Here is a 26,007-nt window from a genome sequence, read left to right as displayed (position 1 = left end):
TGAAGTTCAATTTGTATGAGCAAACTTAACGTGAATGCCTTGGCTCTTCATAGACATTTTTTATCGGTTGCGGATAACCAGTTGGAGTATTCAACTGTAGTTTTTGTTTCGGAATTAACAACCACAGTACTAAATATACCAAGATGCCAGGGAAAGCGGCACTCATACAAGAAATAACAATGAAAATGATGCGCAGTAAAGTCACATTCCAACCAAAACGTTCAGCAATACCCCCCATTACACCGGCGATCATATTGTGTCGGTTGGAACGATATAAACCAGAATTGGCCATTAAAATCTCCTTAAACCCTATTGGGTATTCATTATTTATAGCAATAATCTTGTACTTAATCTTATATGGTGGATATCATTTCATTTTTAAAGTTTAAACCTAATGAAAAGTATAAAAATAAAAATCAAGCCATGCTTACAGATTAAAAGTACTCTCTTCAAAAGATGATTATCAGCATTGATTATAATTAAGCGTTAAAGATGTATTTTTTTTATACTTTTGTAAAAAAGACCTGACTTTAGTATTTTGTCTCGGTAGAAAACCCTAATATATTGGAGGTGTAATGCGGAAGTAGATGTTGTATGTGGTACGGTTTTTAGCTTATGTTTTTAACGTTTAATCGGATGAATTCATATCATCTCTTTTGTTTGAGCTTATGCTTCAGTTTTTTATTGAGTGCATGCAGCGAATCACAACCAGATTTTCCAACTGATGTAGAATCTGAGGGGGATCATAGTCGAGTGAGTGCTCCTAAACTTCAAGAAGATCAACAGTCTTCAGTTTCAGATGTATCTGAGGGTGAGGATCAAGGCAAAAAATTAACGGATGTTGCTGGGCAGGCAACTATTCCAATGCTGGAAAATCAGCGCTCCAATCGTGTGATAACTAAGCTTTCTGAGCAGCAACTTAAATATGTGGGTCGTTACCATACTCAAATTAACTGTAGTGATCATTTTGTGGATTGCGAAAAAGGCAATGTTGAATATATCTTAAATTTATTAGCAGATGGAGCGGCACACCGGACGATTGTTTATTCGGGGCGGATGCATTTAGATATAGAGAATCGTGGCAATACGATTCAATCCTATCGAAAAGATACTTGGTTATATCAAAATAATGAGATCGTCATTCGTTCGGCTGAGGGCGCAGAATTCTATTACACGATTGATGCACATAAGAATTTAGTCATGAATCTTGAGAAAACATTAAAAAGTAATAAGAAAAATCGTCACTTCTTTTCACTGAAATATCCAGTGCCAGATCAGGCCTATGTTTTGGTGAAATCTAAAACTGCATTTGAATAATTATTTTATAAAAGAAAATGGTCAGTTATTTAAAATTAATGAAGAAAAGGAATCGTTAATGTTGAATCGGAGAAGTACTTTCGAATTAGGGTTGTAGCTTGATGCTCGAATAACCGATGGCTCTGAATGCTTTAAATTCGCCTTTCTATTCAGGTGCATATTGAAAACTATGCAATGTCTATATACATTATTTTTTACAATAAAAAAGCCTATCAAAAAATGATAGGCTTTTTTAAGAATCTTGGTGGGTCGTCCGCGATTCGAACGCGGGACCAACGGATTAAAAGTCCGCTGCTCTACCAGCTGAGCTAACGACCCATAGGGGTTTCAAAATGCAAGATGGTGGGTCGTCCGCGATTCGAACGCGGGACCAACGGATTAAAAGTCCGCTGCTCTACCAGCTGAGCTAACGACCCATCTCGTTTTGATGTTGCGTATTTTAGCAAGATCTCAACGAAGCGCAAGTATAAATTAATAAAATTTACAGCGTTTGTTTATAAATACGGCAAAAATACCGCATTTAGTCAAAAAATAAGCAAAAATGTTTAAAAACGATATTTATAAGCCTCAATATTGTCATAAATTTCTGCATTGACATCGCTATAAGCACTGGCACTTGGCAATAAAACCATCAAACGATCAGAAGTTTTCTTTGGGTCAAAGTTTTCTTCTTTCAGTTTATTCTTCTGATATTTAAATGTTCCCGTAGTTTCGACGGTTTTTTGCACACGTAAGAACACAGGAATAGCATAGGCAGGTAAATGCTTTTTAAAATCTAGAACCATATTGCTTAGATCTTGTTCATTTAGGGCATCGCCATTATGTAAGGTGATGGCTGCCATGCCTGCACGACCATTGGTGTTGGGAATTTCTACCCCATAAACCACGGCTTCTGCAATTTTTGGATAGTCGCTGACAATATTTTCTACTTCCGTGGTGGAAACATTTTCGCCTTTCCAACGGAATGTATCACCGAGGCGGTCTACGAATTGAGCATGTCGGAAACCAATATCACGAACTAAATCACCTGTAATGAAGTAGGAATCTCCTTTTTTGAAGACATCTTTCATGATCACAGATTTGTTTTTGTCAGAATCGGTATAGCCATCGAAAGGGGAGCGACTGGTGATTTTTCCAATCAATAGTCCAACACCACCTTTTTGCACTTTAATGCAATCACCATTTGAATCTCGAATGGCTTCATTGTTTTCTTTATCAAATTCAACAATCGCATAAGGCGTTGGAGAAAAACCGACCGTATTATCAAAGTTAAAAATATTGCTAAAACCAACATTCCCTTCACTAGATGCGTAAAGTTCTAAAATTTCTTTGATTCCAAAACGCTCTTTAAATTTCCCCCAAATATTTGGGCGCATGCCATTTCCAATCATTTTGGTGACACGATGAGCACGATCGTGGTCAGATACTGGCGCATCCATTAAATAGCGGCAAAGCTCTCCGACATAGCCAATCGCAGAAGCATTAAATTTTTGTACATCTGACCAAAATGCTGAGGTTGAAAATTTACGTCTAAGAGCAAGGGTTCCTCCTCCTGCAATCACACCACACCAGCAGACCACCATTCCAGTCGCATGATAAAGCGGTAGGGTGCAATACATCACATCATCTTCATTTAAGTTAAGAATGTGACCATAAGTGCCGTAGGCAAGTGTCCAGCGACTATTAGTAAAAATAACCGCTTTGGGTAAGCCCGTTGTGCCTGAGGTGTAAATATAGAATAAACCGTCTTTGCCTTTGACCTTATGTGTGGTTGGCACATTAAATTTGGGAAATTGAAGAATTTTTTCAGCAAGGTTGATATAGCCTTGTGGTGCTGTACCCACATCTTGACGTGTGGTTTGATCTGCAAACCAAAAGAAACGATCTTCAGCGATATTTAAGTCATTACGTATTTCATCTACCGCTTTGCGGCATTCCTCACCAGCAATAATCGCAACAGATTTAACGAGGTTGACACTATGTACGAGGACTTTTCCTGTTTGCGAAGTATTGACGAGCGCTGAAGTGGCTCCAATTTTAGCCAGTGCAATGACTGTTGCTAAGAGTTCTGAGCGATTTTCAATCATGACTGCAATGACATCACCCTTGCAGACCCCAAGAGATAGGTAGTAGTGAGCAATTTGATTGGCCCAATCATTCAGCTCTTGATAACTATAGCGTTGATCTTCAAATAACAGTGCATTGCCATGAGGGTTGCGTTTTACTGCTTTTTCAAATGCTAAGGCTAAGCCAGTTGGTGTATTGGGTGTACGAATATAGGCTTGTTTTAGACCTGAAAGTAAATTAGGCACTTTATTGAAAAATTGAGGTAGTCGTGTGATGACATCAGTAATCCCAATTAAATCGGTTTGTAGCATTTGGCTCATATTAATCCTATTTTTTTTCGTAATCCGATAAGGTTTATTTGTTCGTAATTTATTTGGCAATGGCCTGTAGATCACGCTATGCAGTATCTAATCAGTTCAAATTAAGCCAGCAAGAGATGTAATGTCCATAATCTCTTATTTACTGTTGTCTTTTTATAATCTTAACTCTAGTGCAATCAACCTAATCTGACAAAAGTATCAAATTTTTAATTAAAATAACAAAAAAACCTAGCCATCGGAATGACTAGGTTTCTAAATTTTAGCTGCAATTATGCAACTTATTCAGCAGCAGTCGCTTTCTTCGGTGGGCGACCACGTGGACGGCGTGGACGAGCAGGTTTTTCATCTGTGTCCACTTGGTTGTCTGTAGCATCTTCTTGAGTTGCTTCTAAAGCTAAGTCATCTTGAACTTCAGTTTTGACCGTATTTTTAACAGCTTTCGTGACTTCTTTCGCTGGCGTGCTGTCTACGTGTTGAGTAGCAACTGGCTTAGCTAGGGATGCTGTCACGACTTCAGCTTGAGGAAGTTCAACAGACTGACTTTCCACAGTTTGAGCTTCTACCGCAGTAGGTTGTTCTACTATTGCTGTTGCTGTAGCAGAGGCTTCTACTGGTGTTTCTGCGATTGTTTGCTCCGCAACTTGGGGTACTGCAACTTGTTTAGCTTGTTCAAAAGCTTGTTCAGCTGCGAGTTTAGCTAAGCGACGACGCTCACGTGGATCATTGGCGACACGATTGTCAGAGACTGGCTTTGGTGGTGTTAAATCTAACACAGGCGCAGGCTCTGCTTCGGGTGCAGCTTTAGATACAATCGCATCACGTGTGACTGGCTTTTTCTCAGTTTCTACAGCAACATGCTCAACAGTAAGTGTTGCAGCAAACTCTTCCGTAAACTTCACCAATGCACGGTTAAATGTCGGAATTAAACCGAACTGCTCAATGAGAACGGAACAATCTTCACCGTAGACATGGCGAATTAAACTGCCCACGCTATATTGCGTTAATGTCGGTACTTGTGATGGATTGAGCTTAGGTGACTCAGCTTTTACTGGAGCAACTTCACGTTGTTGGCGACGACGTTGACGTGGGTCATTGTTCGCACGTTGTACCGGTTGCTGTGGCTCTTGTTGTACTGCGACTTCAGTTTGTTGAGCTGGTTTAGCAATATCCACTTCAGCAGCTTTTGTAACCGGAGTCTTCTCAACTGGCTGAGTCACAATAGGTGTGATATTAGCTGGAGTTGGTACTGCAGGTGCTTGCGTGTTTAATGCTAAAATTTCACTTTGTGCATTATCGACATTTACAACCAGAGCTGTAGTCATGGTTTCTTGACGCGGTGCATCAATCACATCAACTTTAACTTGTTGAGTGTTTTGAACTTGACGCGGTTCAACTGGTGCCACCACTGGTTTTTGTGGTTGCTCACTCAATACGCTTGGGTCGCGATGACGATTTGGGCGTTGTGGGCGTTGCTGAGAATTGCGGTCACGACGTGGCACAGCTTGTTCAGCTTGAGGCTCAAATTGTGGCTCACGTTGCTCTTGGCGCTGTTCATGACGTGGTCTTGGTTGGCGCTGTTTTTGCTCACGTTGCTCTTGACGCTGTTCATGACGTGATACTTGAACGACTTCTTCATGGACTTGATGCTGCTGTGCAGGCTCTTGTACATGCTCACGTTGTTCTTTCGTTTTGTTGCTGTTGTTATTGCGCTTTTTGTTATTGCGCTGCATTTTTTCTTCACGGTCAATATTTTTTTCAACATATTCACGTGGTTCTTGTTTAACAGCAGTTTGGCCGATATAGGCATTGTTTGCTGTTACAGGTGCAGGCGTTGCAATAACTTCAGTGCGTACAGCGGGTACAGATGTAGCCATTTGACCATGCTGGCCACGACTAACTGCACCACCATTGATCATTTGTTCAATTGCAGCTGCTGCATTATTTGCAGTGCGTGATTGATCAATTGTCGTTGCTTGCTTTTGTACAAACAAATTTTCTAACCATGCACATGGGCTAGAGGTAGGAGCTACAACTTGTGCTTGAACAGCTTGCTGCTGCTGAGCATTTTGTTGAGCAGTCGGTTGTTTTTTCTGTTGCTTATTATTTTGAGCAGCCGCTTGTTGATTATGTTCTTCTTCTAAATGCCAGTCCGAAGATTCATAACCCAATTCTTTTTCACTTAAACGAGTTGCTTCAGTACGTTCATAACTGGTTGGTGCAAAACCTTCAGGATTATAAGAAATCTCATAATGCGGTGTTTCTAAATGTGGATGTGGCAATACAGTCACACGTACATTTGAGGTTTGTTCTAAGTAAACCAAACTATGACGCTTTTCATTCAATAAGAATGCCGCGATTTCAACGGGCACTTCAACTTGAACTTCACCTTGACGTTCACGTAAGGCAATCTCTTCCACTTTACGCATAATTGAAAGAGAAAGAGAGCGTAGGTCACGAACCATACCGGTGCCATGACAGCGTGGGCAAACATAACCAGTGGCTTCTTCTAATGATGGGCGTAAGCGTTGACGACTCATTTCCATTAAGCCAAAGCGTGACAATTGACCGAATTGGATACGAGCGCGGTCGCTTTGAGTTGCTTCACGGAGTTTCGCTTCAACCATACGTTGGTTACGTTCTTTGGTCATATCGATAAAGTCAATTACGACTAAACCACCGATATCACGTAAACGTAATTGACGTGCAATTTCTTCAGCTGCTTCTAAGTTAGTACTTAATGCTGTTTCTTCAACGTCATGACCACGTGTAGATTTCGCTGAGTTAATATCAATTGATACTAATGCTTCAGTTTGATCAATCACGATTGAACCGCCAGAAGGAAGTTTAACTTCACGTTCATAAGCCGTTTGAATTTGACTTTCGATACCAAAATGGGCAAATAAAGGCTCATTTAAAGTGTAGGTTTTTAATTTGTCGAGTTGGCTTGGCATCACCGCTTTAACGAAGTTATACGCTTCGCCATAGGCTTGTTCATTATCAATTAAAATTTCTGCAACATCGTCACGTAAATAGTCACGGATAGCACGAGTGACTACACCAGCTTCTTGGTGAACCAACATTGGAGATGGACCAGAACTTGCTGTGGTTTGAATTTGAGCCCAAAGGTCCAGTAGGTGTTGCAAGTCAAGTTGTAATTCTTCTTGAGAGCGACCAATACCCGCTGTACGAACAATTACGCTCATACCACGTGGTGTATTTAAAGACGCTAACATTTCTTTCAATTCCTCACGAACTGAACCAGAAATTTGACGACTGATACCACCACCTTTTGGATTGTTTGGCATCAAGACTAAATAACGACCCGCTAAAGAAATATAGGTTGAAAGGGCAGCGCCTTTATTACCACGTTCTTCTTTTTCAACTTGTACCAAAAGCTCAGTGCCTTCAGTAATCAGTTCACGAATGTTTGAAGTCTGGCGCGGATCTGCTTTGTAGTAGGTATTGGCAATTTCGCGCATCGACAAGAAACCTTGACGACCTGCACCATATTCTACAAAGACTGCTTCTAAAGAGGGTTCTACGCGAGTCACATGACCTTTATAGATATTGGCTTTCTTTTGTTCACGGGTACGGTTTTCTAAATCGAAATCGTACAGACGGTGACCAGTAATGAGTGCAACACGAACTTCTTCGGCATGGGTTGCATTGATCAACATACGTTTCATGTGGGTAACACCTAATAGTGATTCACACCAACAATTCGCTTATTTTATTAGTGAAGCGAACATCAAAATTTAACTGAATCAAGGTTTAAAATATGTATATAAACACGCTTTAAACGATTTACCTGTCACCTATCTATTGAAATAGGATTTGGGTGTGATACCGATATTGATGTTGCAATACTACTTTAACTATCAAATTCATCATCAAATAATTAAAGTTTTCAAGTTTTTCACTGGTACTTCAAAGTGGTGCATTGGATGACTGAATTTCATCGTCTTTCACTGTCACCTTGTTCGAAGATTTGCTCTTCTAACTGTAGATAGAGCATCTTGATACGGAATTATCATCGTATCTTTACAATCGGTGCAGTTCCAATGCCTCAAACACTTAAGTCCTGAATTACACTTGCAAGCGACTTGTCTGATGTGTATCAGTTTATGTTTAAAAACCAACGTCTAGGTTGGCGACATATATTTTTAAACAAACCGATTTTTGTACTTAAAGTACAATTAAACGCAACAGTTTGTCTTTTTGCCGATATAATAAAGCCTTCGGCGTCGGCATATTCTTTTAGGACCATTCCGAGATTTTGGTGAACATTTAGATTGGGTTTTAATTTCAAAAGTTTTTGAAATGCCTAAAATAAATTTCACTTACGGTGGTATCCGTGCGCTGACTATAGCAAACCTTAGATCATCTGCCTATGGGCTATACTGCTATTTTGTATAAAAAGTATAGCTTAAGTGGTCATTTTTTAATCAAATTTAGTATTTTTTAGGTCTTAGTAACTGTATGAATTCTACGCAAGAATGGCAAGACGTCACTTGGTTTGAAGTGGATGAACATCAAGTGGGTCAACGTATCGATAATTTTCTTTTTAGTCGATTAAAAGGTGTGCCAAAAAGCCGCATTTATCGTCTGATTCGAGAAGGACAAATACGTGTCAATAAAAAGCGGATCAAAGCTGAGACTAAGCTAGTACTTGCTGACCAAATTCGTGTTGCACCGATTCGTTATGAACCCAAAGATGAAACTGCGGCTCCTGTGTCAGATAAAGTAGCTACAAGTTTACTGAGTCGTGTCGTTTATGAAGACGAAGGTTTAATGGTGGTAAATAAGCCTTCTGGCATTGCTGTACATGGTGGTAGTGGTGTGGCTTATGGTTTGATTGAGGCGTTACGTGCTGCAACAGGTAAAAAATATTTAGAATTGATTCATCGTATTGATCGTGATACTTCAGGTTTGGTCATGATTAGTAAAAAACGTAGCACCTTAAAAACCCTGCAAGATTTATTACGTGAACACAAAATTAAAAAAACCTATGCTGCCATTGTGAAAGGGCAAGTGAGTTTAGATAAACAATTGATTGATGCCCCCTTACATCGTTATGAATTGGCCAATGGCGAACGTCGAGTATGTGTGTCAAAAGAAGGTAAAGATAGTAAAACTCAGTGGAATGTTGCTGAGCGTTTCCGTCATGGAACTTTAGTTTATGCTTCGCCATTGTCAGGTCGTACACATCAAATTCGTGTACATGGTTTAAGTATTGGGCATCCTTTAATTGGTGATGACAAATATGGTCATGCAACTGAATATAAAGGACCTGCTGCGCGTCGTTTAAGTTTACATGCAATGCGCTTAGAAATTCCTGGTTATCCAACGATTGAAGCTCCATTACCTGAAGATATGCAAAATTTGGTAGCGCAATTGCGAGCACAATCTAAATAACATGCTTTTCATTTTGTCCAAGTAATTGAAGTCATTGGTTGGACGACACCTTATCTATATGGTTGAGTCCAACGGCCTTCTTTGTGTCACCTCTGCGGATAAGTCTTTAGGATATAGTTTAAAAGAAGTTATATATTTGTATTTATAGTGCAAATCTAGATCCATCAATATTAGAGAGAATATGATGAAAAAAGCTGTAGAGTTGATCATTTTTGATTGGGATGGCACGTTATTTAATTCGGTTGGGCAGATTGTGGCAAGTCTGCAATTTGCAGCACAGCAGTTTCAACAACCTTTAACTCATGATGCAGCAAAAAGTATTATTGGCTTAGGTCTACCAGAAGTGATGCAAGTACTCTTTCCTCAAGTACCGACCTTACATCAAGCATTATTGGAATGTTATGCAGAACATTATGTTGCAAATTCTACAGATGATGTGTGGTTTGATGGTGTGGCAGAGCTACTCTCAGATTTAAAAAATCAGGGTGTTAAATTAGCGGTGGCAACGGGTAAAAGTCGTCGTGGTTTAGATCGCGTTCTAAATAAAACCAATAGTCATGATTTATTTGAGATTACTCGTGCGGCAAGTGAAACCAAATCGAAGCCAGATCCATTGATGCTTGCTGAAATCTTAGCATTTACGGGGGTTAAAGCAGAACAGGCGATTATGGTCGGTGATACTTCGTATGATTTAGAAATGGCACAGAATATTATGATGCCAAGCGTCGGTGTGGGTTATGGTGTACATACTCCACAAGTATTACAACAATTTAATCCACTGATGATTGCGGATGATGTGTCGAGTTTGCATGATTTTTTAAATCAGCAAGTGCAGTTGAGAGAAGCGATTTAATCTAATATTGATCTTATAACAAGGGAGTAATTTTGAATTGCTCCTTTTTTATTTTTAAATGGTGATTTAGAGGCTAAGTCATAATAAAGGTTGCAGCGACATTAATACAAATCGCTAAAATCGTAGTATTGAATCCATAGGCCAGTAGGATGTGTACGGTATTTAAAATTCGCATGGATCTAGTGGTCACTGAAACATCTGCGGTTTGAGCAGATGTTCCGCAGATATAACTAAAATAGATAAATTCAGGATAAGTTGGTTCAGGCGTTTTAGGGAAATCCAATCCACCATCTTGATGGTTGGCAATGGCCAAATAAAAATCATGGGCATAATGAATGGCAAAAACGGTATGCATAAAAAACCATGCAAATATGATGGTCAGGATGGACAGGCTAAGATGGCTGAATCTAAGTATTGGATCTGATGGCAAGTGAGCAATTTCAACTAAAATTGCAATAAAACACATGACCAAAGTGAGAACGACGAGTAATAGAATAAGCCATTTACTTGCATCTTGCTGCTGCGCCCGTTTTAAGATGTGTTGATGATGGGTGGTCCATAATATCCGCATCGTCATCATGAGATAACAAAATACTGCGATATTCCAACTCAATAAAAGAATGCTAGACCAGAGCCAATGCGTAAAAATATTGATCATAAGATAAAGCAAAGCGGTGAGTAAAAAGGTGATAAAGAAAAAGGGGCGAGATTGAATACCAGTTTTTAGACGATGAAAAGTTTGTATTGGCATAATGCGCTCCACTTTTTACTTTTTGTTATGAATATTTACAAATAGCTGAAAGGTAATTTACAGGATTCATCCGATTTTGGCTGTAGTAGAACGACTAAAAAGAGTGAGATTGAGCGATATAAAGTGTTTGAAAAGAGTGTGAGTTTTTGTTTTGAAAAAATGATGAAATGAATTTATGGGAATTGAAAATATTTATTCTTTCACAGTGTGAATGATTATCCCAATTTTATATTGTACCTACTTTAGGCTTAAACTTTTTCATATAACATTGATGGACAGCAAAGATGATCAGCTAGTTATTTTTCTTTATTCACTGGATTGATATCATTTCTAAAAACTTGATACATATTTATTATACTGTCACGTATTTATTTATACTGTATTGACTCTGTTGGATGGTAATCCAGATCATTCATCGCTTCTGATTTACGTCTTAAATGTAGAATTGGAAAGGGATTGCCTTCTGCATCCATTTCGGAGCGAGCAATTTGATGAAAGCCGTGTTTTTGATAGAAAGCCAATGCTTTAGTATTTTGCTCACTTACATCGACTTCATTGATGCCTAAAGACACTGCATGTTGGATAAATATCGCTTCAATGCCTCGATGGAAATATTGTGGATCGATAAATAGCATCTCAATTTTCTCATAAGCCAGCCCAATAAAGCCGATAATTTTTTGCTCATGTTCCACATGAAACAGTTGGACATGGTCAAAATAATGATGTTTGATAATGAGTTCTTTGATTTGCAAAATTTGTTGTTCGTTGAGGAAGTCATGCGTTGCACGGATAGATTTTTCCCAAATATTGAGCAACTGATCATGTTGTGCTGATAAGGTGTTTTTTATATTGGCTTGAATGTATTTCATGAATGACCCACGCAACTGTGAAAAGCAACAAAAAATAAAGAAAAATCACATGCTGTTTCGCTAATATGAATGAATATGCGTGTAAAAATCAAATTTAAGTATTTGATCCAAAAAAATAGGACAATAAATGTCAGATTCAAACAAAATTGTCATATATGCAGCACTTTTGGGCAATCTGGCTATTGCCTTGGTTAAGTTTATTGCAGCATATATCACCAATAGTTCCGCTATGTTTAGTGAAGCTGTACATTCGGTGGTAGACACATTGAATGAAATATTATTGTTATATGGTTTACGAAAGTCTCAACAAGCTGCGGATTATAAACATCCGTTTGGTTATGGCCGTGAATTATATTTTTGGGCATTTATTGTTTCTTTAATGGTTTTTGCATTGGGTGCTGTGGTTTCAATTTATCAGGGCGTGCAACATATTCGACAACCGGAAACAACATTATCACCAGAACTAAATTATCTGATTTTAGGATTTGCTTTATTATGTGAGGGAACCTCATGGTTTGTCGCCTTAAAGTCCTTTAAGAAAGACAAAGGTGAAATGGGGTATTTTGAAGCTTTTAGACGGAGTAAAGATCCGACCACCTTTACGGTATTGTTTGAAGATTCTGCTGCATTAATTGGTTTATGTATTGCATTGCTCGGTATTTATTTATCGCATGCATTGAATATGCCGATATTAGATGGTGTAGCATCGTTGCTGATAGGTGTTGTTCTGGCTATTTCAGCGTTGCTCTTAGGGAGAGAAACCAAAGGATTGCTTTTAGGTGAAACTGCTGATCCACAATTGCGTCAAAATGCGTTAACAATTGCTCAAAATGACCCTGCTGTATTATCTGCAAATGGCGTGTTGACTGAGCAAATGGGTGCACATCAAGTGATTGCATCTCTGAGTTTGGAGTTCAAAGATAATTTAACCTCAGATGATATTGAACTGTGTGTAAATAGACTAGAATCTGAAATTAAAAGAATTCATCCTGAAATTGTGGCGTTATTTATCAAACCACAAACTCAACAGGTATGGAGCGAAAGAATGAAAGGACGCTTAGAGTTATAATGCCGAAAGAGACTGAAATTGATCGTGCTGAAGAACAGAATATTGAAAAGTCTAAAGTTCAGCAAATAAAAGCAAATGATCGATCACATTTACATTATCATTTAAAAGTAGAGGAATGCTTATCTCATACTTGGTGTAAACCTGTTGTTAAAGCGATGGCATCTAATCATCACAATGGTGAGCAATTCTTTAATGAAATACGTAAACCTGAAGGACGAGGACGTTGGGATTTAGTCAAGTGGTTGAGCACGCGGAAATCCTATACTTGGGATGTTGATACAAGCAAAGAATCTGCCGATTTTTATGCGACTAAAATGGCTGTACCTCAAAATCGTCCACATGCGGATAGCAGCGATTGGCAAGTATGGTTTGTGAGTCATGCGACTGTTTTAATACAAATTGGTCCGTATAATTTTTTAACTGATCCCGTCTGGGCAGAACATGTCAGTCCCAAGCAAGGACGTGGTCCGAAGCGTGTGATTCCTGCCGGAATCGCTTTGGAAGATTTGCCGCAAATCCATGCCGTTTTGTTGAGTCATAACCATTATGATCACATGGATTTGGCTTCACTCAGATGGCTATATAATAAATTTGCGATGCCTATTTATACGGGTTTAGGTAATCGTTATTATTTACCCAAAGAGTTTCATGTCATTGAAATGGATTGGTGGCAATCGGTATTTTTGAAAGATTTAAAAATTGTTTATACACCTGCACAACATGGTTCAGGTCGTGGTTTACGTGATCAAAATGCAGCATTGTGGGGCGGTTTTTCAATTTTATCACCACAAGGTCATTTGTTTTTTGCAGGCGATACCGGCTATTCACCACATTTTAAAGAGATTCATAAGCGTTTCGGTCCACCACGTATTGCACTTATCCCAATCGGTGCCTATGAACCTAGAGCATTGATGCGTTATATGCATATGAATCCGCAAGATGCGTTTCAAGCGCATTTAGATTTACACGCAAAGCGTTCATTGGCAATTCATTATCGTACCTTCCAACTGACTGATGAAAGTCGCGAACAGCCTGAGCTCGACTTACACAAAACCATGAAAAATTCGTCGAAGTTAATGAATCCGTTTTATTGTATTCGAGAAGGCCGTAAATTGATTGTTTAGGACGGGTGGTACATCTAAACTAGAGATAAAAGCATGAAAAAAACAATAGTAACAAGCCTATTGATGAGTTTGATGATTGCAACTGTAGATGCAAAATCAATAACAACGACTGTGATGGATGATGCAGCAGGACGTGTAAATTTTCAGGATGTAGCTGTTGATTGTGTAGGTTATTGTGAAATAGTTGTTAGCGATGCAGCAGATGTGGTTTCTTCGTCTGATTATAGCAAAGGAATTAAGCCACTCAATGAAAAGTATGCTTTAGAAGCAGGGGATGTGTGGCAATTTATTTATAGTAATGCTAATGCACGATTTCTTGAAAGTACCATGACAGTTAATGATGGTATTCAATATGTTGGGGCTTGGATTAAGCGTATTGATCAGAAGAAAAGACAACAGCACATTAATTATTATCAAGTCTTGTGTAAAGATCAGAGCTTTACTCTCTTAGAGCAGTTTCAAAGTAAAGATGATCAAAACTATACGATCGTCAAGAATGTTGATCATTATCGGCAAGCTCAAACTTTTAACAACGCTGGAGAGGAACTGCCTGTTTTTACCAAGCTATGTCAAAGTCGAGATGATTTTGCTAAAGCTTGGCAGTAATGAGGTTTAGCAACTTGCTTCAATATAACGATTTAATTGAAAGTTAAAAAAACCACCTTAAGGTGGTTTTTATTTAGCCTGTTTAAGTTTTAAAGTAAGCTAGGATGACCTTGAGCAGGATCTGTTGCCCGAGCAGCTTGAGCATCAGCAACCGTCATCCCTAAAGCTTTGGCTACACCTTCGCCATAAGCAGGGTCACAGGCATAACAGTTACGAATATGACGGTATTTGATGAAGTCCAAAGCATCTCCCATTGCAGCGGCTGTATTATTAAATAAAGCTTGTTGCTGTTGCGGTTTCATCAATTGGAATAATGCACGGGGTTGGCTAAAGTAATTTGCATCATCTTGACGATAATCCCAATAATCGGCATCACCATTAATTTTTAACGGCGGTTCCTTAAACTGCGCTTGTTCTTGCCACTGATGGAAACTATTCGGTTCATAATGGGGTAACCCACCATAGTTGTCATCTGAGCGGCCAATACCATCGCGATGATTAGAATGAACAGGACAACGTGCAGCATTCACTGGAATTTGCTGATAGTTTGTTCCAAGACGATAACGCTGTGCATCGGCATAGTTAAATAAACGTGCCTGTAACATTCGGTCTGGGGAAACGCTAATACCTGGCACTAAATTACTCGGTGCAAATGCAGATTGTTCAACATCAAGATAGAAGTTTTCAGGATTTTTATTTAGTTCGAATTCACCCACCTCAATCAGAGGGTAGTCCCCATGTGGCCAAACTTTGGTTAAATCAAAGGGGTGATAGGGAACTTTTTCTGCATCCGTTTCAGGCATGATTTGTACATACATTTTCCATTTTGGAAAATCACCACGATCTATGGCATTGAATAGATCGCGTTGATTGCTTTCACGGTCTTTAGCCACCACTGCTTCAGCTTCAGCATCGGTGATATTCTCAATCCCTTGCTGCGTGCGAAAATGGAATTTCACCCAAAAGCGCTCATTCGCCGCATTGATAAAGCTGTAGGTATGGCTGCTAAAACCATGCATATGCCGAAATGATTTTGGAATGCCACGGTCAGACATGACGATGGTGACTTGGTGTAATGCTTCGGGTAGAAGCGTCCAGAAATCCCAGTTATTGGTTGCACTACGTAAATTAGTTTTAGGATCGCGTTTGACTGCTTTGTTTAAATCGGGGAACTTACGTGGATCACGCAAGAAGAAAACGGGCGTGTTATTACCGACCATATCCCAGTTGCCTTCTTCAGTATAAAACTTTAAAGCAAACCCACGGATATCTCGTTCAGCATCAGCCGCACCACGTTCACCTGCAACGGTGGTAAAGCGGGCAAACATTTCAGTTTTTTTCCCAACTTCGGAGAAAATTTTCGCGCGGGTATATTTCACAATGTCGTGCGTTACAGTAAAAGTACCAAAAGCCCCCGAGCCTTTGGCATGCATACGGCGTTCAGGAATAACTTCACGAACAAAATTAGCCAATTTCTCATTGAGCCATAAATCTTGAGCAAGTAAAGGACCTCGTGTGCCTGCCGTTAAACTATTTTGGTTGTCTACCACGGGGGCACCAAAATCAGTCGTCAGGTGGGTCATAGGACATTTTTTTGGATCTTGACTCATTCTACTTCTCCATTTTTTATTGTCACATCAGTTATCAAAAGCAGTTTCTTTAATAGAGTTAACACGACTTTTATAATATGACATTAGCCGTTTTGTTAATTCACTTTACAGCGCAACAGTGAAGTTCAATAGAGCATTAAAACTGATTAAAAGAATTTGAAAGTTGATGTCGTTATGTATGCCATTCTATTTTTTAATGGCTTATGTGGTTGCTGTTTGTGTGGTAAAGAATGGAATGATCTTAATCATGTCTTGATATAAAACTTTCCAATCTTGAAAATCAGGATCAACTAAAAGGGTTTGTGAAATAAATCCATAACTGATTCGGTGGATATTTAAACTTAAATGGGGATCGGTCGTGTGAATAAAACAAGACAAAGCTTGAGTCCACGATTGGATCATCAATTCATAATGTTTTTGATACGCTTCGGGGCTGGAAATCTGTCGTTCAAGTAGAAAAAGTTTAGCCCAAATTTTTTGTTCAGATTGAATGTTCGAGATTTGAATTTGCAGTAAATATTCAATGAACGTATGTAGTTGCTCTTTATTGATCGGTGATGGATTGGCATTCGTCATCCATAACGTCGCTTGCTGCTTAAGGTTGTTGGCATTGCCTTTGACATACTGATGAATCGTCAGTGCAATTAAGTCTTCTTTTTTACTGAAATACTCGTAAAACGTGCCTAAACCCACTCCAGCGATATCGGTAATCTCTCGTATGGTGATTTCAGTACTGTCTTTCTCATGTAAAAGCCGAACAAAACTTTCAATTAAAGCGTCCTGAGTCATTCTTGCTCGTGATTGTTGTGGTTTTCGACGAACTTTAATGTGAGATAAAGGCATAGTTGAATCCGAACATCCGTTGTTCAATTTTCTTCTATACTGAATTGAAAAGGGCAAAAGAACAAGACTGGATAGGAATTCAAAATGAATATGCAAAATATGTGGGCAACACATCAAATTTCGAATCAAATTGATGAATTAAAAAATTATAATTTGTTTGATAGCGATCAAGTTTTACAAGAAATTTTGACACGCTATGCCAGTCAAGATCAGCGAATGCTAAGTCAATTTGCAAATGTGGTCGGCTCATCTGAATATTATGAATATGCGGAATTAGCCAATCGACATACTCCTGAATTACATAGCTTTGATGCACGTGGTCGCCGTATTGATGTTCTTGAATTTCACCCTGCTTGGCATCAATGGATGCGATTAAATCGGCAATATACTGTACATGCATATCCATTTTTAGCGCCCCAATCTCAATCAGTATGGGTTGATTGGGCAGCACGATTTTTCTTAAGTGGTCAGGTGGAGTGCGGCAATTTATGTCCTAATGCGATGACTTTGGGCAGTATTCCTTTAATTCAAAGTGAACCTGAATTATGGGCAAAGATTGGTTCAAAATTACTAGCCACAGAATATGATGAACGTGATGTTCCCATCAGTCAGAAAAAGTCAATTTGGCTGGGCATGGGTATGACTGAAAAGCAGGGTGGATCGGATGTTCGAGCCAATCAAACGTTTGCACGCCCGATTACAGCGTCAGGTCGCGGCCAAGAATATTTCATTACTGGACATAAATGGTTTTTTTCCGCACCAATGTCAGATGCACATTTAGTGGTAGCTCAAACGGAGCAAGATGGTTTAGCGTGTTTTTATGTACCGCGTTGGTTAGATGATGGTCGTAAAAATAATGTCCATATACAGCGTTTGAAAGACAAGGTCGGGAATAGAAGTAATTCAAGTTCTGAAGTTGAATTTAAAGATGCCTGGGGCATCCTGATTGGTGAAGCAGGGCGTGGTATTCCGACTATTATTGAAATGGCAAACTATACGCGATTAACCTGTTCTGTCGGGTCAAGTGCTATGTTACGTCAGGCTTTAGTGCAATGTATTGCCTACACGCGTCAGCGTAAGGCCTTTGGTAAGTATTTGGCTGAACAACCGTTAATGCAAGCCGTACTTGTGGATTTAGCTTTGGAAACTGAAGCTGCAATGCAATTGAATTTTCATCTGGCACATTGTTATGAAGTAGAAGATGAACTTGCTCAGGCATGGAAACGAATTATGACCCCAGCCGCTAAATTTTGGATTTGCAAACGGACTGTAGAGCTGACTGGCGAAGCCATGGAGGTTTTCGGCGGCAATGGTTATGTCGATACCAGTATTATGGCGCGAATATTCAAAGAAGCACCTGTCAATACTATTTGGGAAGGTTCAGGCAATGTCATGTGTTTGGATGTACTGCGTGCGATTCAGCGTGATGGTGATTCGATAGAGATTCTGTTTAAATCATTTGCTGCAGTTACTGTGGATAGCCCTGTGTTACAGAATGAACTACAGGCATTATTTAAACTATTCAGCAGTTTAAATTCAGATGACATGCAATTTATGGCACGGAGTTTAGTCAGCCGCTTAGTGATCTTGGCGCAGGCTGTTTTATTAAAACAATATGCACCAACCTTTGTCAGTGATGCTTTTATTCAATCCCGTTATAGTGAGTTCTATGGGCGTGTAGTGGGAATGCTGGATCCTAAGCACGTGGATGTTGAAAAACTATTAGCACGGGCTTTGGCAACTTGATTTAGAGATTTTGCTAGCATCGCGACTTTATAATGTTCAATGCAAAGCAAAGGCTAAGTTGGATGAGTATCTAATGAGTGATTTTACTAAATACTGAATTGATACAATGTCAGTCATAGAATTTTACTTGAAATTGATGCAAAAAAGCCTCATATTTCATTGCTACATGAGTCATCATGTGGCAATGAAAATGTACGTCTAAAGGTGAATAAGATGGCGAAACGGCAGCAAAAGTTAGAAATAGTAATGAATAATTTTGTAGCAAAACACATGCATGAAGTCAATAAAAGCCAAGTGTTTGTAGATCGAAAGAAAAATGCAAAACGTGGTTATGACAAACATAAAAAAGGGCGATATTCCGAAGATTATCGCCCTTTTTTATACGCTTTAATTTTTGCTTAGGTCTTTGTTTAGAATTTAATTTTACATATTCACGATTCGATTGGATTTCACCATATCTGCTAAACCATGATGTTTAAAATAGTATTCCATCCAACTTTTCACCATCAGTGGATTACTCATTTCAACCACTTCTGCCAATAACTTTTGTGCATCTGTCATTGGTACATGACAAATCGCTTTACGGACTCTTAAAATATTACTTGAGCTCATCGATAACGTATTAAAACCCATAGCCATCAACAGAATTGCTGACAGTGGATCTCCCGCCATTTCACCACAAATACTAATCGGTTTTTCATACTTATGACATTCTTGTACCAAGCGGGTTAAAGCTCTTAATACTGCCGGATGGAAGTGAGAATATACATTGGATACGCGTGGATTATTTCGATCGACTGCCAATAAATATTGAATTAAGTCATTCGATCCGACCGAGAAAAAATCGACCAATTCGGCAAACTCACGAATTTGTAGTAGTACGCTAGGCACTTCGACCATAATGCCGATTTTAGGTTTGTTAATTTTAACTTGTTCTTCTTCTTGTACAGCAATCCAGTCACGCTCTAATAAGTACAGCGCTTCTTCAACCTCACTAATGCTTGAGACCATCGGCAGTAAAATATGTAAGTTATTTAGTCCAATACTAGCTTTGAGCATCGCTCGAATTTGCGAAGAAAAAATTTCAGGATGATCGAGGGTAAAGCGAATACCACGCCATCCGAGAGCAGAGTTTTCTTCTTCAATGGCAAAATAAGGTAGGTCTTTATCTGCACCAATATCTAGGGTACGCATGACCACAGGTTTATTGGCAAAGTGGCTGAGCTGTTGGCGATAGATGGCACGTTGTTCTTCTTCACCAGGAAAGCGATCTCGTAACATAAATGGAATTTCAGAGCGATATAAGCCTACGCCTTTTGCACCACGTTGTATGCCACGAACGACATCAATCATTAAGCCAGTATTGACGTAAAGTTTAACCACAACACCATCTGGTGTAATCGATTCTTTGGTTTCATATTGTTTTAAGTCTTTGGCGATTTGTTCTTCTTCTTTTTGAATCTCTTTATAGCGTTGACGTAAACGGCGAGGTGGATTGATAAATACACGACCTTGGTAGGCATCGACAATCATTTCCGCATCATCCAGTGTATTCACTGGAAGTTCAGTCACACCCACCACAGTTGGAATTCCAAGTGCGCGAGCTACAATCACCATATGTGAATTGGCTGCACCCTCAGAAGTGACAATCGCAGCGATTTTATCAACGGGTAGTTCCACCAAAGCAGCGGTACTGATTTCTTCGCCAATGAGAATACTATCGGCGCTCAGTTCTTTATGGCTGGTATCACCTTCTTGTAAAGAAGCTAAGATACGACGTCCAAGATCTTTCAGGTCAGAAACACGTTCACGTAAATAGTCATCTTCCATTTGCGCAAAAAGTGCAATATGACGGTCAATGACGCGTCTGACTGAACCTTGTGCCCAATTACCATCACGAATTAATTCTTTAATTTCAGCTGGTAGGGCATTTTCATCCAGCATTCGGAGGAACACACTAAACAGTGCACGCTCTTCTGACATGAGCGAATCTTGCATTTTGTCATCAAGCGATTGAATTTCATTTCGAACAGATTCAACAGCCTGGTCAAGTAATTCTAACTCTTCACTAATGTCATCCACTTCACGATCAGGCACGGCAGCCAAATCTGCTGGAGGATAGAGAATGAAGGCGCGACCTAAAGCAATTCCGCCTGCACCAGATGAGCCTTGGAAGGTTTTATAGTTAGGAGAAGTGCTTGGCTTACGGAACACATCAATGTTTCCGACGGCATGCGCATGTGCAATGACGCCAGATAGCTGAGCACAAAGCGTGACTAAGAAAGACTCTGCTGCTTCACTAAAATCTTGTGGTTCAGTGTTTTGCACAACAAGCACCCCCATCACTTTTCGGCGATACATGACAGGTACGCCGAGGAATGAGTTGTAGATTTCCTCACCCGTTTCAGGGAAGTAAGCAAAGCGTTCATGTTTAAAGGCATTATCTAAGTTAACAATTTCTTCGCGTTGTCCAACTAAGCCAACAAGACCTTCGCCCAGTTGTAAAGAAACCGTACCAACAGATTCAGGATTTAAGCCCTTGGTTGCCATGAGTACATAACGTTGATTACGTTCATCTAATAAATAAATAGAGCAGACATCGACATGCATAGCTTCAGAGACTTGGTTGACCATAATCTCTAATGAATCATGCAAACTGACGGACGAATTAATCTCTTGGACAATACGTCTTAAGGTGTCTAGTTGCATGTTCGACATGAATCTGCACTCCTATTTATATTAATGACAAGGTTGGAACATTATTTATAACAGTACTATTTTGAAAAATCATTCACATTTTGATGAGTTTTCAGGCAATTGTTGTGGTAAATGCATACACAATTCCAACATGGCAGCCCGATAAACGTCGCGTTTGAAATTTACGACTTGTCCAAGTGGATACCAATAACTGACCCATTGCCATTGATCAAACTCTGGTGGATCAGATAAGTTCAACTGAATATTCTTGGTTGAACCGACGAGCTTTAATAAAAACCATTTTTGCTTTTGTCCAATACAAATCGGATCTGAATCAGACCGAATGTATCGAAGTGGCAAACGATAATGTAGCCAACCTTTGGTTTGTGCAATTATTTTGACATGTTCTGCTAAGAGTCCAACTTCTTCTCGGAGTTCTCTATACAGTGCTTGCTCAGGGGTTTCTCCAAACTGGATGCCCCCTTGAGGAAATTGCCATGCATTGTGTCCAATGCGTTTTGCCCATAAAACCTGTCCATTATCATTTGCCAAAATGATCCCGACGTTGGGTCGGAAACCTTCTGAATCGATCATTTGGCTACCTAAAATATTATCAATATCGTTGACTTTGAATTCGGGGACAGTCACTCTTAGCCCAGCTCGAATTAAGATCAAAGTAAAAAGTTTTAAAATTGCTATGATCTTAACGAATTTCTATCGACAAGCGGAGATAGATTTACAATTTTTTTCTTAAATTTCAGTTTGAACGAGTATTTTCATGAAATTGGCGTTGTTCGATTTAGATCACACATTATTAAATACTGACTCTGACCATTCTTGGGGAGAGTTTTTAGTCAATGAACGCTTGGTTGATCCAGTGCATCATCGTGCAATGAATGATAAGTTTTATGAAGATTATAAAGCAGGGCAACTTGATCCAATTGCTTATAATGAGTTTGTATTTGAGTTTTTAACTCAGCATGATCATACTTATTTGACTGAGCTACATCAGTTATTTATGCATAAAGTCATTCGACCACAGATGCGCCCAGCAGGTTTCGCAGCAATACAAAAACATCAAGATTTAGGGCACGCCATTGTAGGTATTACGGCGACTTCAGATTTTATTACAGCACCTATTTTTCGTGAATTTGGTATAACCGAAATTATTGCGACCAATGCCGAAGTTCAAGATGGAAAATATACGGGTAAAGTTGCTGGTTTGGCCTGTTATCAAAAAGGTAAGTTGGCGCGTTTAGACCAATGGTTGAATGGTCGTGAAGTAAATGAATCATGGGCTTATTCAGACTCAATCAATGACCGTTTTTTATTGGAATATGCAGACCATGCGATTGCTGTGAATCCAGATGATCGCTTAGAAGTGTTGGCCAAAGAACTGAATTGGGATATTCAAGACTGGTCAATTTAGATAAGAAGAACTTTTAAACAGCGCGATAGGCGCTGTTTTTTATGGATGGATTATTTTAATTTGATGATTGTGGGCTGAGGGAAATAACCTTTGTAATTTTTTTTATCATGCAGCTGCTTTGATCTTCACATTTCATCTTAAAGTGTTATGTTGTTGATGAAAATTAAAAATTGCTGGAGAACAACAATGAATAGTGTCCGTCCTCGAATGACCCATTTATTTGAGCAATTAGGCTTGGATTCAAGTGAAGAGGCCATTGTTAAATTTATTGAAACACATCAGTTGGATGCAAATATGTTTACTGTTCAAGCTGATTTTTGGACAGATGCACAACGTCAATTTTTAGAAGAAAAAATTAAGTCCGATGGTGAATGGGCGATTGTGGTTGATCAGTTGAATGAAGCTTTACATGAAGATTCTGTAAAGTAATTTAGGATTTTAAAAGCAGTTCTTGATCTTAAAACAGTATCTTTGGATGCTGTTTTTTATACTAAAAATAATCTAATTAAACTTCTTCTAAATTATAAAACTCTTATAAACAAAGCTAATAGTATGAGCCACAATGAAATGATATACCTTTCATCTTCGCTATAGGAGTCTACTTAGAAAGCTAAACGTGTTGATTCCAAATAATCAGTTTTGATTATTTGGAATGTGCTGCTTGTCTTTATTTCATCATCTCAATGAGTTCTAAAACTGCGCGTGATTGGGTGCGAGCAGGATGCCAGACCATACCCAATTGACGATTCATTTCAGAATGAATATCTAATTGTTTTAAATCTGGATTTAGTAAGGTTTTTGGTAAAACAGACCAGCCTAATCCAATTGAAACCAACATCCGAATTGAATCCAAGGGATTATTACTCATTGTAATTTTAGGTTTTAAACCTTTCTTCTCAAACTCAGCTAAAGTGATTTGGCTGGTATAGGTTTGAGCTGCAGGAAGTAGGCTCGGGTACTCAATGAGATCTTCAAGTGTCAGATTCTGTCTCTGTGCCAAAGGATGAAATGGTGCCACTACAAAAACCAAAGGATCATTCCAGATAGTGACATAGCTTAAGCGCTCATCACCTTGTGGGGGGAGCGTTAAAAAAGCCAATTCCAAATCGCCAGCCAATACTTGTTCATGTGCTTGTTCAGAGTCGACAAAATGTACATCTAAGGTGACTTCGGGAAATTGCTGTACATATTTAGTCAGGTGACGTGGTAAATGGTGTAAGCCGATATGGTGGCTGGTACCAATTTTGAGTTTACCTTGCACTTGGCCTTGTTCATGGCTCAAGGTATGGTGAATATCACCCAGCTCATTCAGCCAATTTTTGACTTTAGGTAACAGTGAGTGCGAAGCATGTGTGGCTTGAACTCCTCGACCTGCGGATTCAAACAGTTTCACACCAAAATAATCTTCTAAGCTATGAATACGCTTAGTGACAGCGGGTTGGGTAATAAACAGTAAATCTGCTGCCTGAGAAATAGAACCTGTTTCCATGACTTTTACAAATGCTTCGAAGGCTGCGAGATTCATAGGTATTCCATTCTATAACGAATTTTTATGCTTAATTTTATTATTGAGAAAAAATATGAATAAATCAAAGTAAATGTGTCAAAAAATTTAATTAATTAGTCTAATCAAGTGGATGAACTAAAAATTTGCCCATTTTTGAATTTTTAAGATGGCATTCACTTCAAAAAAGATCATTTCATGTGAATGAATAAGCGTGGAAAGAGAGACTAAAATCATTCTAAAAAGTTTTCAAACTGATAAAAATGATAAATTAGATTTATGTAAAATCGAGGGTATAATTGGATTAAATCAAGAATTACCCAGTCCAGTGGAGCACATCGACATGGCAGGCGAGACCCAAAAAGCAAAAACATTATATGATAAATTATGGGATGACCATCTAGTAAAACAACGAGATGATGGTTCAGCTTTACTTTATATCGACCGTCATTTATTACATGAAGTGACTTCACCACAAGCATTTGAAGGGTTACAGCTTGCCAAGCGTCAACCTTGGCGTTTAAGTGCCAACGTCGCAACTCCAGACCATAACGTACCGACGTCAAAAGCTGAACGTGCTCAAGGAATTGCCGGGATTGAAGATGAAACCTCGCGTATCCAAGTGCAAACCTTAGATGATAACTGTGAAGCCTTTAATATTGTTGAATTTAAAATCAATGATATTCGCCAAGGCATAGCTCATGTGGTTGGTCCTGAACAAGGTTTAACTTTACCGGGTATGACCGTAGTTTGTGGCGACTCGCACACTGCAACACATGGTGCATTTGGTTGTTTAGCACATGGTATTGGCACATCTGAAGTTGAACATGTTTTGGCAACTCAGTGCTTAGTGCAAAAGAAAATGAAAAACATGTTGGTTCGTGTTGATGGCACATTGGGTCAAGGCGTGACGTCAAAAGACGTAGTTTTAGCCATCATTGGTAAAATCGGGACTGCCGGTGGCACAGGTCACGCGATTGAGTTTGGTGGTCAAGTGTTCCGTGATATGTCAATCGAAGGTCGTATGACGGTTTGTAATATGGCCATTGAAGCAGGTGCTCGTGTCGGTATGGTCGCTGTTGATGACAAAACCATTGCCTATGTGAAAGATCGTCCTTATGCGCCAACAGGTGCAGAGTGGGATGCTGCGGTTGAATATTGGAATACTTTACATTCTGATGAAGATGCACATTTCGATACTGTTGTAGTGTTACAAGGTGAAGAGATTGAACCACAAGTGTCTTGGGGGACTTCTCCTGAGATGGTGATTCCTGTGACTCAAGCAGTTCCGACTTTGGAACAAGCCCAAGATGACGTACAACGCAATGACTGGACACGTGCTTATCAATATATGGGTTTAAACGCAGGTCAAGCATTGGCTGATATTCAATTAGACCGTGTATTTATTGGTTCATGTACCAACTCGCGTATTGAAGATATTCGTGCTGCCGCTGAAGTGATTCAAGGACGTAAAGTTGCAGGTTCAATTAAACAGGCAATGGTGGTTCCAGGTTCAGGCTTAGTGAAGCAACAAGCTGAAGCCGAAGGTTTAGATAAAATCTTCGTTGACGCAGGTTTTGAATGGCGTGAGCCGGGTTGTTCAATGTGTTTAGCCATGAATGCAGACAAATTACAACCAGGTGAGCATTGTGCTTCAACCTCGAATCGTAATTTTGAAGGTCGTCAGGGTAATGGTGGTCGCACGCATTTGGTGAGTCCAGCCATGGCAGCCGCAGCAGCGATCGCAGGTCACTTCGTCGATGTTCGTTCATTCTAATTGGGGCTAG

General features: G+C 39.3%; 21 protein-coding genes and 2 tRNA genes. 11 read left to right on the top strand and 12 right to left on the bottom strand.

Translation table 11 applies throughout. The features are described 5' to 3' along the window. Window positions 1–25 precede the first annotated feature (25 nt). Window positions 26–292, bottom strand: a complete 267-nt coding sequence (locus B9T28_RS00205; RefSeq protein WP_086201968.1) for a PspC domain-containing protein — start codon at window positions 290–292, stop codon at window positions 26–28. A 461-nt stretch (window positions 293–753) separates the two neighbouring features. On the opposite strand from B9T28_RS00205, the gene B9T28_RS00200 reads away from it, so the two are divergent. Beyond that, a complete protein-coding gene (locus tag B9T28_RS00200) occupies window positions 754–1,317 on the top strand; it encodes a C1 family peptidase (protein ID WP_143222584.1) in 564 nt (187 codons plus the stop codon). 242 nt (window positions 1,318–1,559) lie between these two features. Here the strand turns inward: B9T28_RS00200 and B9T28_RS00195 are convergent. The 4 genes from B9T28_RS00195 to B9T28_RS00180 form a co-directional block, all read right to left on the bottom strand. Then, window positions 1,560–1,635: transfer RNA gene (locus B9T28_RS00195), tRNA-Lys, on the bottom strand. 22 nt (window positions 1,636–1,657) lie between these two features. Further along, a tRNA-Lys gene (locus tag B9T28_RS00190) sits at window positions 1,658–1,733 on the bottom strand. Window positions 1,734–1,862: 129 nt separating this feature from the next. Further along, on the bottom strand, window positions 1,863–3,704 hold the full coding sequence (locus B9T28_RS00185; RefSeq protein ID WP_086201966.1) for a long-chain-acyl-CoA synthetase: 1,842 nt from the start codon (window positions 3,702–3,704) through the stop codon (window positions 1,863–1,865). A gap of 278 nt (window positions 3,705–3,982) precedes the next feature. Next, window positions 3,983–7,390: an Rne/Rng family ribonuclease gene (locus B9T28_RS00180; protein WP_086201965.1), complete on the bottom strand. Its 3,408-nt coding sequence runs from the start codon at window positions 7,388–7,390 to the stop codon at window positions 3,983–3,985. 793 nt (window positions 7,391–8,183) lie between these two features. Between B9T28_RS00180 and B9T28_RS00170 the strand changes: the two genes are divergently transcribed. Continuing rightward, window positions 8,184–9,119, top strand: a complete 936-nt coding sequence (locus B9T28_RS00170; protein ID WP_086201964.1) for an RluA family pseudouridine synthase — start codon at window positions 8,184–8,186, stop codon at window positions 9,117–9,119. Between the two features lie 184 nt (window positions 9,120–9,303). Then, window positions 9,304–9,972, top strand: coding sequence for an HAD-IA family hydrolase (locus tag B9T28_RS00165; protein WP_086202534.1), 669 nt, complete (start codon window positions 9,304–9,306; stop codon window positions 9,970–9,972). A 73-nt stretch (window positions 9,973–10,045) separates the two neighbouring features. Here B9T28_RS00165 and B9T28_RS00160 read toward each other — a convergent pair whose 3' ends face one another. Then, window positions 10,046–10,723, bottom strand: a complete 678-nt coding sequence (locus B9T28_RS00160; RefSeq protein ID WP_086201963.1) for a DUF1345 domain-containing protein — start codon at window positions 10,721–10,723, stop codon at window positions 10,046–10,048. Window positions 10,724–11,091: 368 nt separating this feature from the next. Beyond that, window positions 11,092–11,592, bottom strand: a complete 501-nt coding sequence (locus tag B9T28_RS00155; RefSeq protein WP_086201962.1) for a GNAT family N-acetyltransferase — start codon at window positions 11,590–11,592, stop codon at window positions 11,092–11,094. A 127-nt stretch (window positions 11,593–11,719) separates the two neighbouring features. On the opposite strand from B9T28_RS00155, the gene B9T28_RS00150 reads away from it, so the two are divergent. From B9T28_RS00150 to B9T28_RS00140, 3 genes are read left to right on the top strand one after another with little or no spacing between them, the layout of a single operon-like run. Further along, the gene (locus B9T28_RS00150; RefSeq protein WP_086201961.1) at window positions 11,720–12,661 is read left to right on the top strand and encodes a cation diffusion facilitator family transporter; all 942 of its coding nucleotides are present in this window, start codon (window positions 11,720–11,722) and stop codon (window positions 12,659–12,661) included. Beyond that, a complete protein-coding gene (locus B9T28_RS00145; RefSeq protein WP_086201960.1) occupies window positions 12,661–13,785 on the top strand; it encodes an MBL fold metallo-hydrolase in 1,125 nt (374 codons plus the stop codon). The genes B9T28_RS00150 and B9T28_RS00145 overlap by 1 nt, the downstream gene beginning before the upstream one ends. Window positions 13,786–13,818: 33 nt before the next feature. Continuing rightward, window positions 13,819–14,391 carry a hypothetical protein gene (locus B9T28_RS00140; RefSeq protein ID WP_086201959.1) on the top strand — a complete coding sequence of 191 codons (573 nt, stop codon included), beginning with the start codon at window positions 13,819–13,821 and terminating at the stop codon, window positions 14,389–14,391. Between the two features lie 89 nt (window positions 14,392–14,480). On the opposite strand, the gene B9T28_RS00135 is transcribed toward B9T28_RS00140, so the two are convergent. Both B9T28_RS00135 and B9T28_RS00130 read right to left on the bottom strand, forming a co-directional pair. Then, window positions 14,481–16,001, bottom strand: coding sequence for a catalase (locus tag B9T28_RS00135; RefSeq protein ID WP_086201958.1), 1,521 nt, complete (start codon window positions 15,999–16,001; stop codon window positions 14,481–14,483). Between the two features lie 201 nt (window positions 16,002–16,202). Continuing rightward, a complete protein-coding gene (locus B9T28_RS00130) occupies window positions 16,203–16,844 on the bottom strand; it encodes a TetR/AcrR family transcriptional regulator (RefSeq protein WP_086201957.1) in 642 nt (213 codons plus the stop codon). Between the two features lie 90 nt (window positions 16,845–16,934). Between B9T28_RS00130 and B9T28_RS00125 the strand changes: the two genes are divergently transcribed. Both B9T28_RS00125 and B9T28_RS00120 read left to right on the top strand, forming a co-directional pair. Beyond that, window positions 16,935–18,590: an acyl-CoA dehydrogenase family protein gene (locus B9T28_RS00125; protein ID WP_086202533.1), complete on the top strand. Its 1,656-nt coding sequence runs from the start codon at window positions 16,935–16,937 to the stop codon at window positions 18,588–18,590. A gap of 213 nt (window positions 18,591–18,803) precedes the next feature. Next, complete coding sequence (locus B9T28_RS00120) at window positions 18,804–18,992, top strand: DUF7230 family protein (RefSeq protein WP_086201956.1); 189 nt, start codon at window positions 18,804–18,806, stop codon at window positions 18,990–18,992. A 21-nt stretch (window positions 18,993–19,013) separates the two neighbouring features. Here B9T28_RS00120 and ptsP read toward each other — a convergent pair whose 3' ends face one another. Together ptsP and B9T28_RS00110 are read right to left on the bottom strand one after the other, a co-directional pair. Further along, window positions 19,014–21,308, bottom strand: coding sequence for a phosphoenolpyruvate--protein phosphotransferase (gene ptsP / locus B9T28_RS00115; RefSeq protein ID WP_086201955.1), 2,295 nt, complete (start codon window positions 21,306–21,308; stop codon window positions 19,014–19,016). 69 nt (window positions 21,309–21,377) lie between these two features. Continuing rightward, window positions 21,378–21,881 (bottom strand): RNA pyrophosphohydrolase, encoded by a 504-nt coding sequence (locus B9T28_RS00110; RefSeq protein WP_086202532.1) that lies wholly within the window; start codon window positions 21,879–21,881, stop codon window positions 21,378–21,380. A 184-nt stretch (window positions 21,882–22,065) separates the two neighbouring features. Here B9T28_RS00110 and B9T28_RS00105 point away from each other — a divergent pair, with 184 nt between their 5' ends. Together B9T28_RS00105 and B9T28_RS00100 are read left to right on the top strand one after the other, a co-directional pair. Then, window positions 22,066–22,716, top strand: coding sequence for an HAD family hydrolase (locus B9T28_RS00105; protein ID WP_086201954.1), 651 nt, complete (start codon window positions 22,066–22,068; stop codon window positions 22,714–22,716). A gap of 186 nt (window positions 22,717–22,902) precedes the next feature. Beyond that, window positions 22,903–23,145 carry a DUF2789 domain-containing protein gene (locus B9T28_RS00100; protein WP_086201953.1) on the top strand — a complete coding sequence of 81 codons (243 nt, stop codon included), beginning with the start codon at window positions 22,903–22,905 and terminating at the stop codon, window positions 23,143–23,145. A 238-nt stretch (window positions 23,146–23,383) separates the two neighbouring features. Here B9T28_RS00100 and B9T28_RS00095 read toward each other — a convergent pair whose 3' ends face one another. Further along, window positions 23,384–24,241 (bottom strand): LysR family transcriptional regulator, encoded by an 858-nt coding sequence (locus B9T28_RS00095; protein ID WP_086201952.1) that lies wholly within the window; start codon window positions 24,239–24,241, stop codon window positions 23,384–23,386. A gap of 322 nt (window positions 24,242–24,563) precedes the next feature. Between B9T28_RS00095 and leuC the strand changes: the two genes are divergently transcribed. Next, a complete protein-coding gene (gene leuC / locus B9T28_RS00090) occupies window positions 24,564–25,997 on the top strand; it encodes a 3-isopropylmalate dehydratase large subunit (protein WP_086202531.1) in 1,434 nt (477 codons plus the stop codon). Window positions 25,998–26,007 lie beyond the last annotated feature (10 nt).

The organism is Acinetobacter silvestris, assembly GCF_002135235.1.
Classification (GTDB): domain Bacteria; phylum Pseudomonadota; class Gammaproteobacteria; order Pseudomonadales; family Moraxellaceae; genus Acinetobacter; species Acinetobacter silvestris.
The sequence above is the reverse complement of the archived record's forward strand: the minus strand, read 5'-3'. Positions and strand labels throughout refer to the sequence as shown.

What these genes read in the sequence shown, in the direction of transcription:
- B9T28_RS00185 (WP_086201966.1), bottom strand. Translation starts at nt 3,704, where the DNA reads ATGAGCCAAATGCTACAAACCGATTTAATTGGGATTACTGATGTCATC.
- B9T28_RS00135 (WP_086201958.1), bottom strand. Translation starts at nt 16,001, where the DNA reads ATGAGTCAAGATCCAAAAAAATGTCCTATGACCCACCTGACGACTGAT.
- B9T28_RS00095 (WP_086201952.1), bottom strand. Translation starts at nt 24,241, where the DNA reads ATGAATCTCGCAGCCTTCGAAGCATTTGTAAAAGTCATGGAAACAGGT.
- B9T28_RS00125 (WP_086202533.1), top strand. Translation starts at nt 16,935, where the DNA reads ATGCAAAATATGTGGGCAACACATCAAATTTCGAATCAAATTGATGAA.
- B9T28_RS00120 (WP_086201956.1), top strand. Translation starts at nt 18,804, where the DNA reads ATGGCGAAACGGCAGCAAAAGTTAGAAATAGTAATGAATAATTTTGTA.
- B9T28_RS00140 (WP_086201959.1), top strand. Translation starts at nt 13,819, where the DNA reads ATGAAAAAAACAATAGTAACAAGCCTATTGATGAGTTTGATGATTGCA.
- B9T28_RS00170 (WP_086201964.1), top strand. Translation starts at nt 8,184, where the DNA reads ATGAATTCTACGCAAGAATGGCAAGACGTCACTTGGTTTGAAGTGGAT.
- B9T28_RS00165 (WP_086202534.1), top strand. Translation starts at nt 9,304, where the DNA reads ATGAAAAAAGCTGTAGAGTTGATCATTTTTGATTGGGATGGCACGTTA.
- B9T28_RS00100 (WP_086201953.1), top strand. Translation starts at nt 22,903, where the DNA reads ATGAATAGTGTCCGTCCTCGAATGACCCATTTATTTGAGCAATTAGGC.
- B9T28_RS00110 (WP_086202532.1), bottom strand. Translation starts at nt 21,881, where the DNA reads ATGATCGATTCAGAAGGTTTCCGACCCAACGTCGGGATCATTTTGGCA.
- B9T28_RS00145 (WP_086201960.1), top strand. Translation starts at nt 12,661, where the DNA reads ATGCCGAAAGAGACTGAAATTGATCGTGCTGAAGAACAGAATATTGAA.
- B9T28_RS00205 (WP_086201968.1), bottom strand. Translation starts at nt 292, where the DNA reads ATGGCCAATTCTGGTTTATATCGTTCCAACCGACACAATATGATCGCC.
- B9T28_RS00160 (WP_086201963.1), bottom strand. Translation starts at nt 10,723, where the DNA reads ATGCCAATACAAACTTTTCATCGTCTAAAAACTGGTATTCAATCTCGC.
- B9T28_RS00155 (WP_086201962.1), bottom strand. Translation starts at nt 11,592, where the DNA reads ATGAAATACATTCAAGCCAATATAAAAAACACCTTATCAGCACAACAT.
- B9T28_RS00105 (WP_086201954.1), top strand. Translation starts at nt 22,066, where the DNA reads ATGAAATTGGCGTTGTTCGATTTAGATCACACATTATTAAATACTGAC.
- ptsP (WP_086201955.1), bottom strand. Translation starts at nt 21,308, where the DNA reads ATGTCGAACATGCAACTAGACACCTTAAGACGTATTGTCCAAGAGATT.
- B9T28_RS00130 (WP_086201957.1), bottom strand. Translation starts at nt 16,844, where the DNA reads ATGCCTTTATCTCACATTAAAGTTCGTCGAAAACCACAACAATCACGA.
- B9T28_RS00150 (WP_086201961.1), top strand. Translation starts at nt 11,720, where the DNA reads ATGTCAGATTCAAACAAAATTGTCATATATGCAGCACTTTTGGGCAAT.
- leuC (WP_086202531.1), top strand. Translation starts at nt 24,564, where the DNA reads ATGGCAGGCGAGACCCAAAAAGCAAAAACATTATATGATAAATTATGG.
- B9T28_RS00180 (WP_086201965.1), bottom strand. Translation starts at nt 7,390, where the DNA reads ATGAAACGTATGTTGATCAATGCAACCCATGCCGAAGAAGTTCGTGTT.